Source organism: Vibrio sp. Y20_XG_PY13 (assembly GCF_024181925.1).
GTDB lineage: Bacteria > Pseudomonadota > Gammaproteobacteria > Enterobacterales > Vibrionaceae > Vibrio > Vibrio parahaemolyticus.
Genome location: NZ_JAMZAL010000016.1, coordinates 1 through 17312, shown reverse-complemented (window position 1 = coordinate 17312; position 17312 = coordinate 1). Strand labels below are relative to the sequence as shown.

Below are 17312 nucleotides of genomic sequence, written 5' to 3'. Positions count from 1 at the left end.
TTCCGCAAACGTTTAAAAACTGCACGTATTTATATTATTCAATAGCTTATGAGTTGTTTGGGGTGCTTTTACTGCTAAAAAAGAGAGTTTTACCCAACCCTTTGTGAGAGATCTCGCACAAAGGGTTGAGCGAAAGGCTACTATTTTCCGATGGCTGCACCTTCTCGACGCGGATCGGCAGCACCTTCTAAGCCATTTTCAGTGATGCGAATGGCGTGTAAACCGGAATTTAAATCGCGAATTTCGGTCTTAAAGCCCATCTTTTCGAGTGCCGGTTGCAACTGAGTTGCTGCGCTATCTTGCTCGAGGTCGACAGTGCCAAAACGGTTTAACACTCTTGGTTGGTTGATCGCTTGCTGAATGTCCATGTCCCATTGAGTATGAGCAATGATGGCTTGTGCCACGTAGCCGATAATGCGACTGCCACCCGGAGAACCAATTGCCATGTATGGTTGATTATCTTTCATGATGATGGTCGGTGCCATGGAGGAGCGCGGACGTTTGCCCGGTTCTAATCGGTTGGCGATTGGCACGCCATTTTGATGAGTGCGGAAAGAAAAGTCCGTTAGCTCGTTATTGAGCAGGAAGCCGCGAACCATTAAGCGCGAGCCAAAAGCGTTCTCGATGGTGGTGGTCATTGAAACCACATTGCCTTGCTTGTCGACGATGTTGAAATGGCTGGTGGAAGGAAGTTCTATCGATTCATCCATACTGAGATTCATTGCATGTGACCACGGTGGGTTACCGGCTTCCACTTTCGTCAGTGCTTTGCCGACCTGAATAAGCTCGGCACGTTGTTTGAGATAGTCTTTGTCCAGCAAACCTTCGGTTGGCATGGGTACATAGTCTTGATCGGCCATGTACTTACCGCGATCAGCAAACGCGAGACCTGATGCGTCCGCAATGACCTGCCAAGATTTGGCGCTGTCTGGTCCCCAGCCTTTGAGATCATATTGCTCGGTGATAGCCAAGATCTGCCCGACAGTTAGCGCGCCTGAGCTTGGTGGCCCCATGCCGCAGATGTCGTAGCTTTGATAAGCCGCGCAAACAGGCTCTCTCTGTTTGATGCGGTAAGTATCAAAATCTTGTTGTGCCAATACGCCCGGGTTACCCACTGCAGTTTGCACGGTTGCGATAATGTCTTTGGCAATATCACCTTGATAGAAGGCTTGAGCACCTTGCTTGGCGATGGCTTGCAAGGTTTGCGCGTATTCTGGATTTTTTAATCGTGTGCCTTCGGCTTTTGGTGAGCCATCGGCGTTAAAGAAATACGCTTTTGTGGTCGGAAAACGTGATAAACGCTCGGCGTCGTTGGCAATCAAACTGGCGAGACGAGGACTGACGGCAAAACCTTCCTCAGCCAAGTTGATCACTGGCTGAATGATCTTTTTCCATTCCAGCTTGCCGTATTTTTGGTGGGTATCCCACAACAGTTTGACGGTGCCCGGCGTCGCGACAGATCGTCCGCCTACAACGGCATCATAAAATTGCAGCGGCTGGCCTTGGTCGTCCAAAAACAGTGTTGGGGTTGCGGCGAGGGGCGCAGTTTCTCGACCATCATAAGTGGTGAGCTTTTGTTGTTCGCCATCCCAATACACCAAAAATGCGCCGCCACCAATACCGGAAGACTGTGGTTCGACTAAGCCAAGCATCAGTTGTACCGCCACCATAGCATCGATGGCATTGCCGCCTTGCTCCAGTACATCAGCACCAGCTTGGGTGGCGATTGGGTTCGCTGCTGTCACCATATAGTCTTTGGCTTTGACCAGTTGTTTGTGCTCAAGCCCAGTACTCTGCTCTGGGGCAATCGCATCGGTGGCTTGGTTTGCAAACGCGGTGTGGGTGATAGAGGCGCTAAGAAAAAGACCCGTAGACACGAGTCGGTTGAATGTCCATTGCATGATGACTCTCCATGTTGCCAGTTTGATTGTTCAGCTTGGCAGTCATGGAGAAGATCGTCGAGTCAGCGTTTTAATAAATGTCGGGTGTGCGACGCTTTTAAATCAGAGAGTTAACCGATTAATGTGCTGATGGTTTGCACCAAGATACTGCCGCCAACGAGGGTAAACACCACACCACAGATGCCATCGATGTAGATGCCTGCCTGTTGTAATCGACGTTGTAAACGTTGCGTTGAGAGCATCCACGCCAAGCTAGAAAACCAAACCAGAGACAAGCTGAACAGGATAACTAACGCGATGCTTTTGCCTGAGACTGACATTCCGGCTGGCACCAAGCTCGACATCAAGCTGATGAAGAAAACCAGTGCTTTGGGGTTGAGAATGTTGGTTGCAAAACCTTTGGCAAAAGCCTGACGCTTGTTGCTGATCACGAAGCTGTTTGTTTTATTTTGTTGATCCGTTTGCGGGTTTTTGATCGTAGCGATCACGCCGCGCAGGGCCCCAACACCGAGGTAAAGTAGGTAACTGCCACCTAGCAGTTGTAATACCGAATACAGCAAAGGATGTTGATGCACAAGGTAGCTCACACCAGTCAGGCTGAACAATGAGTGCAGCAAAATACCAACGGATAAGCCAAGAGCGATGTATAAGCCCGTCTGGCGACCATGACGCGTGGCATTTTGCACCACTAATGCGAAGTCGGGGCCTGGGCTCATTAAGGCAATAAAGTGAATGCTGGCCAATGTCAGCAGGATAGTGGATTCATTCATAACACATCTCAAAGATTACCAATGCAGCTATTGTGGAGGCTTGTTGTGGCATGCGCTTGTAAAAAACTGACAGCCTAAGATGAGCGTGCTGTTATCGAGTGACTTGAGACGGAGAGACGCCATAAGTCTGCTTAAAGGCTTTGCTGAAATGTGCCTGATCGTAAAAACCAATTTGATGCGCGACTTCAGTACCGCATTGTCCTGCTTGTAGTAGCTTCATCCCTTGCTCGAGTCGTAAACGGGCAAACCACGCATACGGTGTCATGCCGGTTTGCGCTTTGAAATGGCGTTGAAATTGAGTCGGGCTTAACTGGCAAAGCTCAGAAAGAGACTCCAGCCGTACCGATTGGTCGAGGTTCGCCATTAAGTAATCTTTTAAGGTGTTGAGAGATTGCTTACCTAATGGAATGACTTTTTGCCTTGCCAGCGATCCGTAGCGATCAAAAAGTTGGTTAAATCCCTCAAAAGGCAGACAATCTTTGGTTAACTGACTGAGATTTTCGCGTCTCAACAGAGCATGTAAGTTACTAAGTTGTGAAAATATCTGTGGATCGGAGATGATCAACTCATTAAAGCGGATAATTTGACCATTTTGCTTAAGATCTGCCAGATCGCTAAGTAAGTGTGGTTCGATCGAAAAAACATTCACTTGATAGCCACTGGCAAGCTTAGATTGGCCGTCGTGCAGTTCATCGGGCGGCATAATAACGATTTGCCCATGACCGACTTGGTGATGAGAGCCTTGATAATGAAACTTCTGCTCACCGTGCGTGATCAAGCCGAGGTGAAAATCCAAATGATAGTGCCTTTGAAAGGCAAACTTTTGGTATTTCGCCTCGATCAGACTCAGTTGGTCATGGTCGGTCGCGTAGTATTGAATCTGTTCCATTACATACAAAAAAAGCTTGGTCACATAATGACCAAGCTTATCCATCAATTGTTAGCTTGTCTTGTAAAAAAAGATCACTGTGACTGAATGGCTCGGCGTGAACGGCGATTGTTGCGCAGCCCATCGAAGCTAAATACCACAAGGGCTCCCCAAATAAAGGCGAACGTAATCGCTTTATCCATCGTGAAGGTCTCGCCGTAAATTAACACTGCAAGCAAGAACATCAGGCTAGGACCGATGTACTGGAAAAAGCCAAGCGTTGATAATTTGAGGCGAGTCGCGGCACCAGTGAAGCACAGCAATGGCAAGGTCGTCACCACTCCGGCTGCAATCAACAACGTATTGAGCTGCCATGTGTTTTCAATCATGTTTGCCGTTGGTGAGCTGGCAATAAACAGAAGATAAACGGCTGCAGCTGGTAATAAGATTAGCGTTTCGACAAACAAACCCGTTTGAGCATCCACCGCGACTTTCTTACGTAGCAAACCGTAAAAACCGAAGCTCATCGCCAACGCCATCGCTACAATTGGCACCGAACCAAAGGCGATCAACTGCACCAAAACGCCGCATCCAGCCAATACCACAGCAAACCATTGCAGCTTACGTAGCCGTTCGCCCAAGAACACCATACCGAGCAACACGTTAATCAGCGGGTTGATGTAATAGCCTAAGCTGGCATCCAGCATGTGATTGGAGTTAACCGCCCAAATGAAGATCAACCAGTTGCCACCAATCAATACCGAACTGGAAAGCAAATACGCGATTTTCTTTTTATCTGTGGCGATGTGATAAACCGAGCGCCAGTGACGGCCAAAATGAAGAAGTGCGGCAAGCAAAAAGAAAGACCAAATCACTCGGTGGCTTAGGATCTCGAGAGGAGTCACTTGTGCTATCGATTTAAAGTACATGGGCGCAATGCCCCACATCGTGTACGCGCCAACCGCAAGCAGGACACCTTGCCGCGCGCGCTGTTGTTCTTCTGGTGTCATGAAGTGTCACCTAATTGTGTGTTTATAGAGCAGAAAATCAGTATACGAGCCGTGGTGTGAAACACCTAACAATTTGCGGTTTTATTCGCCATGAAACCCCATTACAATGTGCCCTCACTTTGTGTGCTGGTGGCATGCAAAAGCATTTCTACATCACCCAATCTGAGATTTTTCATGACCTCAACTTTGTTAGCCGAACAATCAGACTCACCGGTAACGCCTCAACGTGTGTTGGAGGAAGTTTTCGGTTATCAAACGTTTCGTGATGGCCAGCAAGAGGTCATCGAATCGGCGGTCGAGGGCAAAGACAGTCTGGTGATCATGCCGACAGGTGGTGGTAAATCTCTTTGCTATCAGATACCTGCGTTGGTTCGTAGTGGCATCACCTTGGTGATTTCGCCGCTGATTTCTTTGATGAAAGACCAGGTCGATCAGCTCAAGGCTAACGGCGTTGCGGCAGAGTGTGTGAACTCCACCATGAGTCGTGAAGAGCTGCTGAGTGTGTATAACCGCATGCACAGCGGTCAACTCAAATTGGTTTACGTCTCACCAGAACGCGTGTTAATGCGTGACTTCATCGAGCGACTCGAAAATCTGCCTTTGGCGATGATTGCGGTGGATGAAGCGCACTGTATCTCGCAGTGGGGACACGATTTCCGTCCCGAATACGCCGCGCTGGGTCAGTTAAAGCAGCATTTTTCGCATGTGCCATTTATGGCGCTCACCGCCACTGCGGATGACGCTACACGTCGCGACATTCTTGAACGCTTACGTTTGCATGAACCTCATGTCCACTTAGGCAGTTTTGACCGTCCGAATATCCGCTACAACCTGGTCGAGAAGCACAAGCCGATTTCTCAGATCATTCGTTATCTCGACACCCAAAAGGGCAATTGCGGCATTATTTATTGTGGTAGCCGTAAGAAAGTCGAAATGGTGACGGAGAAGCTGTGCAACAACCACATCCGTGCGGCGGGCTATCATGCAGGGATGGACGCTGATGAGCGTGCTTACGTTCAAGAGGCGTTTCAGCGTGATGACATTCAAATCGTGGTCGCGACGGTTGCCTTTGGTATGGGCATCAACAAGCCGAACGTCCGTTTTGTAGTGCACTTTGATATTCCGCGCAATATTGAATCCTACTACCAAGAAACGGGACGAGCAGGGCGAGATGGTTTGCCTGCTGAAGCGATGATGTTGTACGACCCTGCAGACATCAGTTGGCTACGCCGCATGCTGGATGAAAAAGACGATGGACCGCAAAAGCAAGTAGAAAGCCATAAACTTAATGCGATGAGTGCCTTTGCAGAAGCGCAAACCTGTCGTCGTCAGGTTCTGCTCAACTACTTTGGTGAATACCGCGAGAAGCCTTGTGGTAACTGTGATATCTGCCTCGATCCACCCAAACATTTTGATGCGACAGAAGAAGCGCGAAAAGCGTTGTCGTGTGTTTACCGCGTTAACCAAAGCTTTGGTATGACGTATGTGGTTGAGGTGCTGCGTGGTATGCAAAATATCCGCGTGCGTGAACATGGCCACGATAAGATCTCTACATACGGCATTGGCCGCGATCACAGCCATGATTACTGGGTGAGTATCTTCCGCCAGTTAATCCACAAAGGACTGTTGTTTCAAAACATCACCCGAAACTCGACGTTGCAATTGACCGAGGAAGCTCGACCATTATTGCGCGGGGATGTGTCACTCGAGCTAGCGGTTCCTCGTTTGGATACCGCAGCACGCGCTGCGAAGTCGGACAAACTGACCAGCAAAAACTACGATAAGAAGCTGTTTGCGAAATTACGCAAGCTGCGTAAGTCGATTGCCGATGAAGATGGCTTACCACCATACGTTGTATTTAGTGATGCGACCTTGATTGATATGGCGGAGATTCTGCCGACGTCGTATGGCGAAATGCTGGCGGTGAGCGGGGTAGGTCAACGTAAATTAGAAAAATATGCCGATCCATTCTTGGATCTGATTCAAGAACACATCACTCACCACGGATAAGGAACCGAAATGCAGAAGGAATTTGGCCTAACAGAATACATTGCCGAAGAAGGTCGTTTGCTGATTGCAGCCCCAAGATTTGATTTAGACACCTTTCCGGCGTTAGGTGAGCGTTTGGTGGGTTTACTCTCTGCGACGGTAATCGAAAAACAGTGGGATGCGGATATCCACTCTTGGCTGATCGACTTTGAAGGTTGCCGCTTATTTATGAAAGCGGAGCATTACAGTGAAGCGATTTGGTTTGAAGCGCTGAACATTGAAGAGAGCAGGGAAGAGCTCGATTATCTTGCTGGATTATTTCAACGCGGCTTCTAAACTCAACTTATCAACTCTTTAAATCATTTCCTTATAGGGTGTTTCACATGAAACACCCTTTTTCGTTTTTCGCTCAATTCTTTGGTGTAAAGGTGAAATTATCGGATAAACGTTTGCGTAAAAAGCACCGCTTGCGAGCGCAATTGGTTAATGTATAATCGCCCACCGCTTCGCTTGGAATGAGTGAAGCCGATTTGAATTTTCGTTTTACATTGTTGGTAAGAGTCGTTTTCGTTAATGAAAATGCTCGATTTGGGTTCCCTCGCCCCCAAACCAAACTAAAAAGGTATCGCATGAGTAACTTTACCCCTGCGCAGCAGCGCAACGCCCTTATTTATCTGGTTTTATTCCATCTAGTCATTATTGCATCCAGCAATTATCTGGTTCAGCTACCGTTTACTATCTTCGGTCTGCACACCACTTGGGGCGCATTCACCTTCCCATTTATCTTCCTAGCGACAGACTTAACCGTTCGTATTTTTGGTGCTCAGTTAGCGCGTAAGATCATCTTCTTAGTGATGTTGCCTGCGTTAGCGGTGTCTTATTTCCTGTCGGTTGTGTTCTTTGAAGGTCAGTTCCAAGGATTTAGTCATCTAGGGGAATTTAACCTGTTTGTCGCACGTATTGCGATTGCGAGTTTCATGGCTTACTTACTTGGTCAGATCATGGATGTGCATGTGTTCAACCGTCTACGCCAAATGAAGCAGTGGTGGGTAGCACCAACGTGTTCGACACTCTTTGGTAATGCGCTAGATACCATCGCGTTCTTTGCGATTGCATTCTACCAAAGTCCAGATCCATTTATGGCTGAGCATTGGACGGAAATCGCACTGGTGGATTACGGCTTCAAGTTGGTGATCAGTCTTGGCTTGTTTGTCCCAATGTACGGTGTATTACTGAATTATCTGATTAAGAAGCTAACCGCAGTAAACCCAGACTTCAAAGTGAGTACGGCTGCGTAATCTCGCTGATTGAATGTGAATAACAAAAAGCCGCTGAATCCAGCGGCTTTTTTGTATTTGAAGGACGGGTACAAGTCTCGTTGTACAGCACAAGAAGCAATAAGATCATGGGTGTTCTAAAGCTCCAAGCACTGTGCATTAGAATGCCAAATAACAAAAAGGCTCCATAAGGAGCCTTTTTACTCGATAACAATCATTAGCAAGCGGTAATCGTTAATGGCCAACCAATGTCTGTTTGACGGTTCGATTCTATTTCTAACTCAGCAGCCGTAAGCGGGTTAGCTTCTAGCCATTTCGCATCAATGCTCAACGTCAGTTTATCACCTTCAGCCAATAGCTCGACTTGTGGTTCTAAGCTTGGGTTGCGGCGGTGGGTCAGTAGAACCGCAAGACGCAGCAAGCGCAGCACGCGTTTGGCACTTGTTCCAGATATAGCATGTTGCTCTGGTAGTGAGCTTAGCTGCTCGCGGTAACGGCGTGCAATTTCACCAATAAAGAACTTCTGCGCACGCGTATAGCCTGGCAAATCGAGGTTTTGCAGTAAGTAAGCACTATGTTCACCGCCTTTTTTAAAGTCGATGGTTAGGCCAATTTCGTGCAATTTTGCTGTGGTTTCGAGCAGAACTTTACCTTGAGGCTCAGCAATCCACTCATCGCCACCGGCTTGCTCTAAAAGCTTACCAGCCAGCGTTGCCACTTGTTCACCATATTGGCAATCAAGCTGATAACGGCTTTGCACGCTACAAATGGTGCGAGCACGAATGTCATTTTGACGCAGCTCGTCGACCATTTCATAAACCAAGCCTTCACGCAGTGCGCCGCCCGCGAGTGTCATCGCATCGATTTCAAGTAACTCGAAAATCGCGATAAGAATAGACAGGCCGCTAGGGAAGACCAAGGCACGCTCAAGCGTTAAACCTTCGATGTCGAGCTCTTCCAAATGATCGGCTAGCATGGCTTGCTTTTGTAAACGCTTAAGTTTGGAGTGAGTAATTACTTCGTCCATACCCTGCGCCAGCATGATTTCTTGTAGCGCCTGAACGGTACCAGATGCACCTACGCACACATCCCAACCAAGATCGGTGTACTGTTCTAAGATTGGCTTGATGGTTTGCTTTGCGCCTTCAATCGCAGCTTCGAAGTTACGGGCATTCAGTTGGCGATCTTTAAAGAAGTTCTCCAACCATGTCACGCAGCCCATTTTTAGGCTGGTGAGGGCTTTCGCTTCAAAACCTTCGCCAATAATCAGCTCAGTGCTCGCGCCACCAATATCAACCACAAGGCGACGACCACTACCACCTGACGTGTGGGCAACACCTTTATAGATAGTGGCTGCTTCTTCTTCACCAGAGATGACTTCGATTGGCTGCCCCAGAATCTGGTTCGCTTTCTCTAGAAATACATCCACATTGGTGGCAGTACGTAAAGTCGCTGTGCCGACAATGCGAATGTTTTGTGTAGGAATATCCTGCAAGCGTTCCGCAAATAGACTTAAGCAGTCCCATCCTCGCTGCATAGCTTCCATACTAAGAGAATTATGTTCATCTAAGCCCGCCGCTAGACGAACTTTGCGCTTAATTTTAGCCATTGTTTGAACGCTGCCATCGATGTGACGCACAACGAGCATGTGAAAACTGTTCGACCCGAGGTCGATGGCTGCGTATAGCGGTGATGATCCTGCTTGACTCATAAACGACTTCAGTTTCCTTTTATGATTGTTTCGGCGCTGATTGACGTGGCTGACGAGGACGACGTCCTTGAGGCTTACGGTTACCAGAGCGAGTACCACCGGTGTTGGTGCGGCGTTGCTGAACGCGCGGCGCACGCATGCGGATTGGCGCAGGCAGATCTTGAATCAGAGCTGATGCATCGTATTCCGACACAGGAATGGTGTGTTCGATGTATTCTTCAATCGCAGGCAAGTTGATTGCGTATTCTTCACACGCAAAGCTGATTGAGTGACCGCTCGCGCCCGCACGACCCGTACGACCAATGCGGTGTACGTAATCTTCACAGTCGTCAGGCAGGTCATAGTTGAATACGTGCGTTACTTGAGGAATGTGTAGCCCACGGGCTGCAACGTCAGTCGCAACAAGAATGTCGACATCACCTTTAGTAAATTGCTCAAGAATCTTTTCACGTTTCTTCTGTGGAACATCACCTGTTAGTAGGCCAACGCGGTGACCATCTGCCGCCAAGTGGCCCCAAACTGACTCACATTTATGTTTGGTGTTCGCAAACACGATTGCGCGATCTGGCCATTCTTCTTCAATCAGAGTTTGAAGTAGAGCCATCTTGTCTTCATTAGATGGGTAGAACAGCTCTTCTTGGATACGGTGACCGGTTTTTTGTGCTGGCTCAACCACAACATGCTCAGGATTGTGCATATGCTCGAAAGCCAACTCTTGCACGCGGTAAGACAAAGTCGCAGAGAACAACATGTTCAAACGCTCTTTTGGCTCAGGCATACGACGGAACAAGAAACGAATGTCTTTAATAAAGCCAAGATCGAACATGCGGTCGGCTTCATCTAACACAACTGCTTGAATGTTGTTTAGATTGAAAACGCGCTGTTTGTAGAAATCGATGATACGGCCAGTCGTGCCGATAAGAATGTCTACGCCATCTTGTAGCTTCGCAAGTTGCTTATCGTAGCTTTCGCCACCGTAAGCTAATGCGGCTTTTAGACCTGTGCTTGCAATCAGCGGCTCAGCATCGTTGAAGATCTGAATCGCTAGCTCACGCGTTGGCGCCATAATAATTGCGCGCGGTTGCGTTGGTTGACGGCCTTCGTGCTCAGGTGTCGTAAGTAGGTGGTTGAAGGTTGCAGTTAAAAACGCAAGCGTTTTACCAGTGCCCGTTTGGGCCTGGCCTGCGATGTCTTGGCCGGTGAGCAGTACCGGCAACGCCAAGGCTTGGATAGGGGTACAATATTCGAACCCTTTTTTTTCCAATCCTTCAGTAACTTGGGGCTGTAAACCCAAATCGGCGAACTTTTGCTCTGTGATATGCGTCTTTTTCATGGCTATAGAATATCAGCTAAAGCTTGCAATACGAAAGTAAATACATTCCAATAGGGCATCTAATTACTGGTTATCATCCAACCAGTTTCGAAAAACACATTGGAGTGGAAGATGAGTGATAAGATTTTGCAGCTAACTGATGACGGTTTTGAAAACGATGTAATCAATGCTGCAGGCCCAGTTCTCGTAGATTTTTGGGCAGAATGGTGTGGTCCTTGTAAAATGATCGCTCCTATCCTGGACGAAATCGCTGAAGAGTACGAAGGCAAACTCACTATCGGTAAACTAAACATCGACCATAACGCAGGCACGCCGCCTAAGTTTGGTATTCGCGGTATTCCAACGCTACTGTTATTCAAAGACGGCAACGTAGCGGCAACGAAAGTTGGTGCTTTGTCTAAGACTCAGCTTAAAGAGTTCTTGGACGCAAACTTATAATCACCAAGTGATTACAGATAAAACCGTGCAATGTAACAATGCGCGGTTTTGTTTTTCTAACTCTGGACTAGAATATTAATTAGTGCTAACTTATCGCGCGTTAATTGAACAAATTTCTCTTCTTGGTCGATCCTGAGACCAAATCCATCTTAACTAGAAAACAGATCTTATTTTGACTAAACAAGAATCCACCACCATGAACCTTACCGAACTGAAGAACAGACCTGTGTCTGACCTTGTAAAACTGGGCGAAAGCTTAGGACTAGAGAACCTAGCTCGCTTAAGAAAACAAGACATCATCTTCGCGATTTTAAAAGCGCACGCTAAAGGCGGCGAAGACATCTTTGGCGATGGGGTTCTGGAAATTCTGCAAGACGGCTTTGGTTTCCTACGCAGTGCAGACAGTTCGTACCTTGCTGGTCCGGACGACATCTACGTATCACCAAGTCAGATTCGTCGTTTTAACCTACGTACTGGTGACTCAATTGCTGGTAAAATTCGCCCACCAAAAGACGGTGAACGCTACTTTGCCCTTCTAAAAGTCAATACAGTTAACGACGACAAACCAGACAACGCTCGTAACAAGATCCTATTTGAAAACCTTACCCCTCTGCATGCGAATGAACGCATGGTAATGGAGCGTGGTAACGGTTCTACAGAAGACATCACAGCACGTGTTTTAGACTTGGCATCGCCTATCGGTAAGGGTCAACGTGGTCTGATTGTTGCTCCGCCAAAAGCGGGTAAGACAATGCTTCTGCAAAATATCGCTCAAAGCATCGCATACAACCATCCAGAGTGTGAGTTGATGGTACTTCTTATCGACGAACGTCCAGAAGAAGTAACAGAGATGCAGCGTCTAGTTAAAGGTGAAGTAGTAGCGTCAACGTTCGATGAGCCAGCATCTCGTCACGTACAAGTGGCAGAAATGGTAATCGAGAAAGCAAAACGTCTTGTTGAACACAAGAAAGACGTGGTTATCCTGCTTGACTCTATCACTCGTCTAGCTCGTGCTTACAACACCGTAGTGCCTTCATCAGGTAAAGTACTAACAGGTGGTGTGGATGCAAACGCATTGCACCGTCCTAAGCGTTTCTTCGGTGCGGCACGTAACGTAGAAGAAGGCGGCAGCCTAACTATCATCGCAACGGCACTAGTAGATACTGGTTCTAAGATGGATGAAGTTATCTACGAAGAGTTCAAGGGTACAGGTAACATGGAACTGCACTTGAACCGTAAGATTGCTGAGAAGCGTGTATTCCCTGCGATTGACTTCAACCGCTCTGGTACACGTCGTGAAGAGCTACTGACGAAGACTGACGAACTACAGAAGATGTGGATTCTGCGTAAGATCGTTCACCCAATGGGCGAAATCGACGCAATGGAATTCCTAATCGATAAGCTAGCAATGACGAAGACGAATGATGAGTTCTTCGATGCGATGCGTCGTCAGTAATAACTGAGTTCTTATTTTGAAAAAGCCACCACAAAAATGGTGGCTTTTTTATTGCTTTCTATCAATAGAAGCAGCAGAATGAGAACAAATGTTATCGGGAGGTTAACATGCAACAAGGAATGTTGTCGTCATTACTCCTGAGCTTGTCACTGCTCACTCTACCCGTGGCCGTTTCTGCGAAGGAAATGCAGGAGTCTGTGGTAGAACAGTGGCTTCAGGATACTCAAATTCAAACCAAAGTTTCTGAACTCCTTGAGTACGTGGTCAGAGATGAGGTTGATTCGCTTAAATTTTCCCTCGATCGGCTCGCTTTTCCTCAGCAAGAAGTGGTGCGTTTTCGCCTGTTGGAAAAATTAGAACAGCAAAACATCATACTTACCCCGCGCATGGCACTGTTCGTGGAATCGCAAGTTCGTTTGACACCCACGTATCAAATGTTGGAGCGAGGCGATGGCTATGAATTCAGTGTACCCGCATTCAATTACCCAGCGATTGCGAGTCGTTTAATTAAGCGTTGGAAACAAGACCAAAGCACGTTAGATTTTGTGCTGCAAGCTGAACGAAAAGAGTTAAACCTGCAACAGTGGTTAACGGGGACGTCTCAACAAATTCAGACGAGAGAATCCTTGCTCATTCGTGAGCTAGATAGCTTATCGCCAAGTGCGTTAAAAGCCTTAACGACGCAGTTAACTCAAGCGAATGTCACCAGTTGGCTACCGTCCACAGCAGTGGTCGTTCGTATGGCGCAAGTCAGCCAAGACAAAGCCATGTACGATTTACTATGGCGAATGCGCGCCGATTACAATAGCCAACAGGAACTCAAGCGCTTAGCTGATACAGGAGATGCTTTCTCTTTGCAGCAGTTGATGAATGCCACGATCAACCCAAGCCTCAAACCTCACGCGATTCGCTTACTCACCAAATCCAATCCATTATCGCCGGAAGTGAAACAGTTTCTTATTGCGAAAATGGCATTATCTGAAGAAGCGACACTGGTCGCTCGTCAACTGGCTCAACAAGGCCACCAAACATGGCTTGAAGAATTAATTTCAAGTAACCGCCAAGTCAAGGCTCGTCAGATCGAGCAAGTACTAAAGTAACCCTGCTCACATACCCACACAAAATAGGAGGATCTTAGCGTCCTCCTATTTGTTATACTGCGGACAGTTTAATCAGCCAGCATGAAGGCCTATGAGTTTTAAGGATTTACGCGAATTAATCGACCATCTAGAACAGAAAGGTCGACTTAAACGCATTACTCACCCTGTCGATCCCGCTTACGAAATGACAGAGATCAGCGACCGCACCTTACGTGCTGGTGGCCCTGCGCTGTTGTTTGAAAATCCAATCGGCTACAACGTTCCTGTTCTGACCAACCTGTTTGGTACGCCAGAGCGCGTTGCGATAGGTATGGGGCGTGAAGACGTAAAAGAATTACGCGAAGTCGGCAAACTGCTGGCTTATTTAAAAGAACCTGAGCCACCAAAAGGCTTCAAAGACGCATTGGAAAAACTGCCAGTATTCAAACAAGTGTTGAATATGCCAGCCAAGCGACTGCGTAAAGCACCATGCCAAGACATTGTGTGGCAAGGTGACGAAGTCGATTTGGATAAAATTCCGGTGATGAGTTGCTGGGCGGAAGACGTAGCACCACTATTAACGTGGGGTTTGACGGTTACCAAAGGGCCGAATAAAAAACGTCAGAACCTCGGTATCTACCGCCAACAAAAAATCGCCAAAAACAAAATCATCATGCGTTGGCTAGCTCACCGTGGTGGCGCGTTAGATTTGCGTGACTGGATGGAAACCAACCCGGGTAAGCCGTTCCCAGTTTCCGTGGCGTTTGGTGCCGACCCTGCCACTATCCTTGGTGCGGTGACGCCAGTGCCGGATACGTTATCAGAATATGCCTTTGCTGGTTTGCTGCGTGGCAGTAAAACCGAAGTGGTCAAATCCATCAGTAACGATTTGGAAGTCCCAGCAAGTGCTGAAATCGTCATGGAAGGGTACATCGACCCGAACGAGTTTGCCGATGAAGGCCCTTACGGCGATCACACTGGCTACTATAACGAAAAAGAAAAGCATCACGTCTTTACCATTACGCACATCACCATGCGTAAAGACCCAATTTATCACAGTACCTATACTGGTCGTCCGCCAGATGAGCCAGCGGTATTAGGCGTGGCACTGAATGAAGTATTCGTGCCAATTCTGCAAAAGCAATTCCCTGAGATTGAAGACTTCTACCTACCGCCAGAAGGTTGTTCGTATCGCATGGCCGTTGTAACTATGAAGAAGCAATACCCAGGTCATGCGAAGCGCGTGATGATGGGAGTGTGGTCCTTCTTGCGTCAGTTCATGTACACCAAGTTTGTGATTGTGTGTGATGAGTCGGTAAATGCGCGCGACTGGAATGACGTCGTCAAAGCGATGACCGAACATATGGATCCAGTGCGCGATACCTTGGTGATAGACAACACGCCAATCGATTCTCTCGACTTTGCGTCGCCAGTGGTGGGGTTAGGTTCCAAAATGGGACTAGATGCGACCATCAAATGGGATGCGGAACTTGCAACACGTCCCCAAATCAGTAAGCAAGACAGTAAAGTAATAACAGAAGCCGATTTGGAATCACTGAAACAACAGCGTCCAGAGATTATTGATATCTATCTACCACCAACAACCAATAATCGTTTTGCCGTCGTTACGATGAAGAAAGACCAAGCGGGCCAATCTCAAGTATTAATGGAATACCTGTGGGACTTCTTCGCGCAGTACACCGACAACAAGTTCGTTATCTTGTGTGATGAGGACGTCAATGCGCGAGATTGGAATGACATCATTTGGGCGGTGACCACTCGTATGGATCCGGATAGAGATACCACTCAAGTATCAGGTAAGGCAGAACGTTCGTCCAAACTCGGACTGGATGCGACTAACAAGTTCGAATCTGAAGTCACGCGTGAGTGGGGTACGCCAATTAAAAAAGATCCTAAACTTGTGGCTAAAGTCGATGAGATTTGGGACCAGTTAGGTATTCTATGAGTCATCAAGTCCACCTTCTGCCTATAGACGTAACATTTGAGGTTAAAGAAGGGGAAACGGTGTTGGAAGCCGCGCTCAACAACAATATTCGCTTCCCACATCGTTGCCAAGTTGGCGCTTGTGCCATGTGCATGTGTAAAAAGCTATCGGGCGAGGTGACATATCACCTCGAACCCATGCTAACCAATAAAGAGCAGCAGCAAGGTTGGATATTCCCTTGCCAAGCCTATACAGAAAGTAATTTAGTGCTTACTTTTGATGAGTAAGCGAGAGGAACACCATGACCATCCAATGTAAAGTAAAGTCTATTCAGCCGTTAGCTTGTAATACTTACCAAATTCTACTGCACCCTGAGTCTCCAGTTGCGTTTAAAGCTGGCCAATACCTGATGGTTGTGATGGGAGAAAAGGACAAACGCCCATTCTCGATTGCAAGCAGCCCTTGCCGACATGAAGGCGAATTAGAACTTCATATCGGGGCTGCTGAACACAACGCTTACGCCATCGAAGTTGTCGAAGCGATGAAAGCCGCGTTAGAAACGGGTAATGATATTGAAATCGATGCGCCGCACGGTGATGCGTGGGTACAAGAAGACAGTGAACGCCCGCTGTTATTGATCGCTGGTGGTACAGGTTTTAGTTACGTACGTTCGATTCTGGATCATTGCGTAGCGCAGAATAAAACCAACCCTATCTATTTATACTGGGGTGCTCGTGATAATTGCCAGCTGTATGCGAAAGACGAATTGCTCGAACTTGCACAGAAATACGCAAATGTTCACTTTGTTCCGGTTGTTGAGGAAGCCCCAGCAGATTGGCAAGGGAAAGTCGGTAATGTACTACAAGCCGTGAGTGATGATTTCGAAAGCCTAGAAAACTACGATATCTATATTGCAGGTCGTTTTGAAATGGCGGGCGCAGCTCGTGAGCAATTCACTCAGAATAAAAAAGCGAAGAGTGAACGCATGTTTGCAGACGCGTACGCATTCATTTAAATTCCGCGTTTCAGGCAGAAAAAGAGGGTTTTTTACCCTCTTTTTTGCTTTTTTGATGAAATAGTCATCGAACAGCTAGTTTTATCCATTTTTTTTCAAAAAAGGGTTGCGCTCGGAACTCAACTCCCTATAATGCGCATCCACCGACACGGCAGACGCGATAAGGCTTCAGCAGGGTCGGAGAGGTAAAAAGCTTCTGAGAAAATAAATTGAAAAAAGTGTTTGACTCTTTCAATTATCTCGCTAGAATGCACCTCCGCTTTGAGAGAAAAGCTTCTCGCAGAGCAAGCTCTTTAACAATATAGACCTATCAATCTGTGTGGGCACTCGTTGATGATAATCCAATTCGATACCTCGGTATCAAATTAGGTTTCAATGAAACGAAGTGACCATTGAATTTTCGGATTCAGCACAGTCAATTCAAACATTACTTTATGTAATGTTCAGTATTCATTGAGCCGAACAAAATCTTAAATTGAAGAGTTTGATCATGGCTCAGATTGAACGCTGGCGGCAGGCC

At 47.2% G+C, this 17312-nt stretch carries 15 protein-coding genes; 9 read left to right on the top strand and 6 right to left on the bottom strand.

Annotated elements, in window-relative coordinates:
* Positions 1-140: 140 nt before the first annotated feature.
* The 4 genes from ggt to rarD all read right to left on the bottom strand — a co-directional run bounded on the left by ggt (position 141) and on the right by rarD (position 4549).
* On the bottom strand, positions 141-1901 hold the full coding sequence (gene ggt, locus NL646_RS21795; protein WP_025535659.1) for a gamma-glutamyltransferase: 1761 nt from the start codon (positions 1899-1901) through the stop codon (positions 141-143).
* A 110-nt stretch (positions 1902-2011) separates the two neighbouring features.
* Entirely contained in the window at positions 2012-2671 is a 660-nt protein-coding gene (locus NL646_RS21790; RefSeq protein ID WP_005458574.1) for a LysE family translocator, read from the bottom strand.
* 91 nt (positions 2672-2762) lie between these two features.
* Complete coding sequence (locus NL646_RS21785) at positions 2763-3560, bottom strand: AraC family transcriptional regulator (protein WP_005458575.1); 798 nt, start codon at positions 3558-3560, stop codon at positions 2763-2765.
* 74 nt (positions 3561-3634) lie between these two features.
* Positions 3635-4549 carry an EamA family transporter RarD gene (rarD, locus tag NL646_RS21780; protein ID WP_253664684.1) on the bottom strand — a complete coding sequence of 305 codons (915 nt, stop codon included), beginning with the start codon at positions 4547-4549 and terminating at the stop codon, positions 3635-3637.
* Between the two features lie 174 nt (positions 4550-4723).
* On the opposite strand from rarD, the gene recQ reads away from it, so the two are divergent.
* The 3 genes from recQ to NL646_RS21765 all read left to right on the top strand — a co-directional run bounded on the left by recQ (position 4724) and on the right by NL646_RS21765 (position 7836).
* Positions 4724-6559, top strand: coding sequence for an ATP-dependent DNA helicase RecQ (recQ, locus tag NL646_RS21775; protein WP_005458577.1), 1836 nt, complete (start codon positions 4724-4726; stop codon positions 6557-6559).
* Between the two features lie 9 nt (positions 6560-6568).
* Positions 6569-6874 carry a DUF3630 family protein gene (locus NL646_RS21770; RefSeq protein ID WP_005458579.1) on the top strand — a complete coding sequence of 102 codons (306 nt, stop codon included), beginning with the start codon at positions 6569-6571 and terminating at the stop codon, positions 6872-6874.
* A gap of 293 nt (positions 6875-7167) precedes the next feature.
* On the top strand, positions 7168-7836 hold the full coding sequence (locus NL646_RS21765; RefSeq protein WP_005497391.1) for a 7-cyano-7-deazaguanine/7-aminomethyl-7-deazaguanine transporter: 669 nt from the start codon (positions 7168-7170) through the stop codon (positions 7834-7836).
* 196 nt (positions 7837-8032) lie between these two features.
* On the opposite strand, the gene gppA is transcribed toward NL646_RS21765, so the two are convergent.
* On the bottom strand, positions 8033-9526 hold the full coding sequence (gene gppA, locus NL646_RS21760; protein ID WP_005480964.1) for a guanosine-5'-triphosphate,3'-diphosphate diphosphatase: 1494 nt from the start codon (positions 9524-9526) through the stop codon (positions 8033-8035).
* Between the two features lie 19 nt (positions 9527-9545).
* Positions 9546-10859, bottom strand: a complete 1314-nt coding sequence (rhlB, locus tag NL646_RS21755; RefSeq protein ID WP_005458582.1) for an ATP-dependent RNA helicase RhlB — start codon at positions 10857-10859, stop codon at positions 9546-9548.
* A 111-nt stretch (positions 10860-10970) separates the two neighbouring features.
* Between rhlB and trxA the strand changes: the two genes are divergently transcribed.
* From trxA to fre, 6 genes are all read left to right on the top strand, one after another.
* Positions 10971-11297 (top strand): thioredoxin TrxA, encoded by a 327-nt coding sequence (gene trxA / locus NL646_RS21750; protein ID WP_005458583.1) that lies wholly within the window; start codon positions 10971-10973, stop codon positions 11295-11297.
* A gap of 196 nt (positions 11298-11493) precedes the next feature.
* Positions 11494-12753: a transcription termination factor Rho gene (rho, locus tag NL646_RS21745; RefSeq protein ID WP_005378757.1), complete on the top strand. Its 1260-nt coding sequence runs from the start codon at positions 11494-11496 to the stop codon at positions 12751-12753.
* A gap of 107 nt (positions 12754-12860) precedes the next feature.
* A complete protein-coding gene (locus NL646_RS21740; protein ID WP_005480957.1) occupies positions 12861-13853 on the top strand; it encodes a hypothetical protein in 993 nt (330 codons plus the stop codon).
* Between the two features lie 91 nt (positions 13854-13944).
* A complete protein-coding gene (ubiD, locus tag NL646_RS21735; protein WP_253664683.1) occupies positions 13945-15798 on the top strand; it encodes a 4-hydroxy-3-polyprenylbenzoate decarboxylase in 1854 nt (617 codons plus the stop codon).
* Complete coding sequence (locus NL646_RS21730; protein ID WP_005459133.1) at positions 15795-16064, top strand: 2Fe-2S iron-sulfur cluster-binding protein; 270 nt, start codon at positions 15795-15797, stop codon at positions 16062-16064. Before ubiD ends, NL646_RS21730 begins: the two co-directional genes overlap by 4 nt.
* Positions 16065-16078: 14 nt before the next feature.
* On the top strand, positions 16079-16792 hold the full coding sequence (fre, locus tag NL646_RS21725; protein WP_005459134.1) for an NAD(P)H-flavin reductase: 714 nt from the start codon (positions 16079-16081) through the stop codon (positions 16790-16792).
* The last annotated feature ends 520 nt before the right edge of the window (positions 16793-17312 follow it).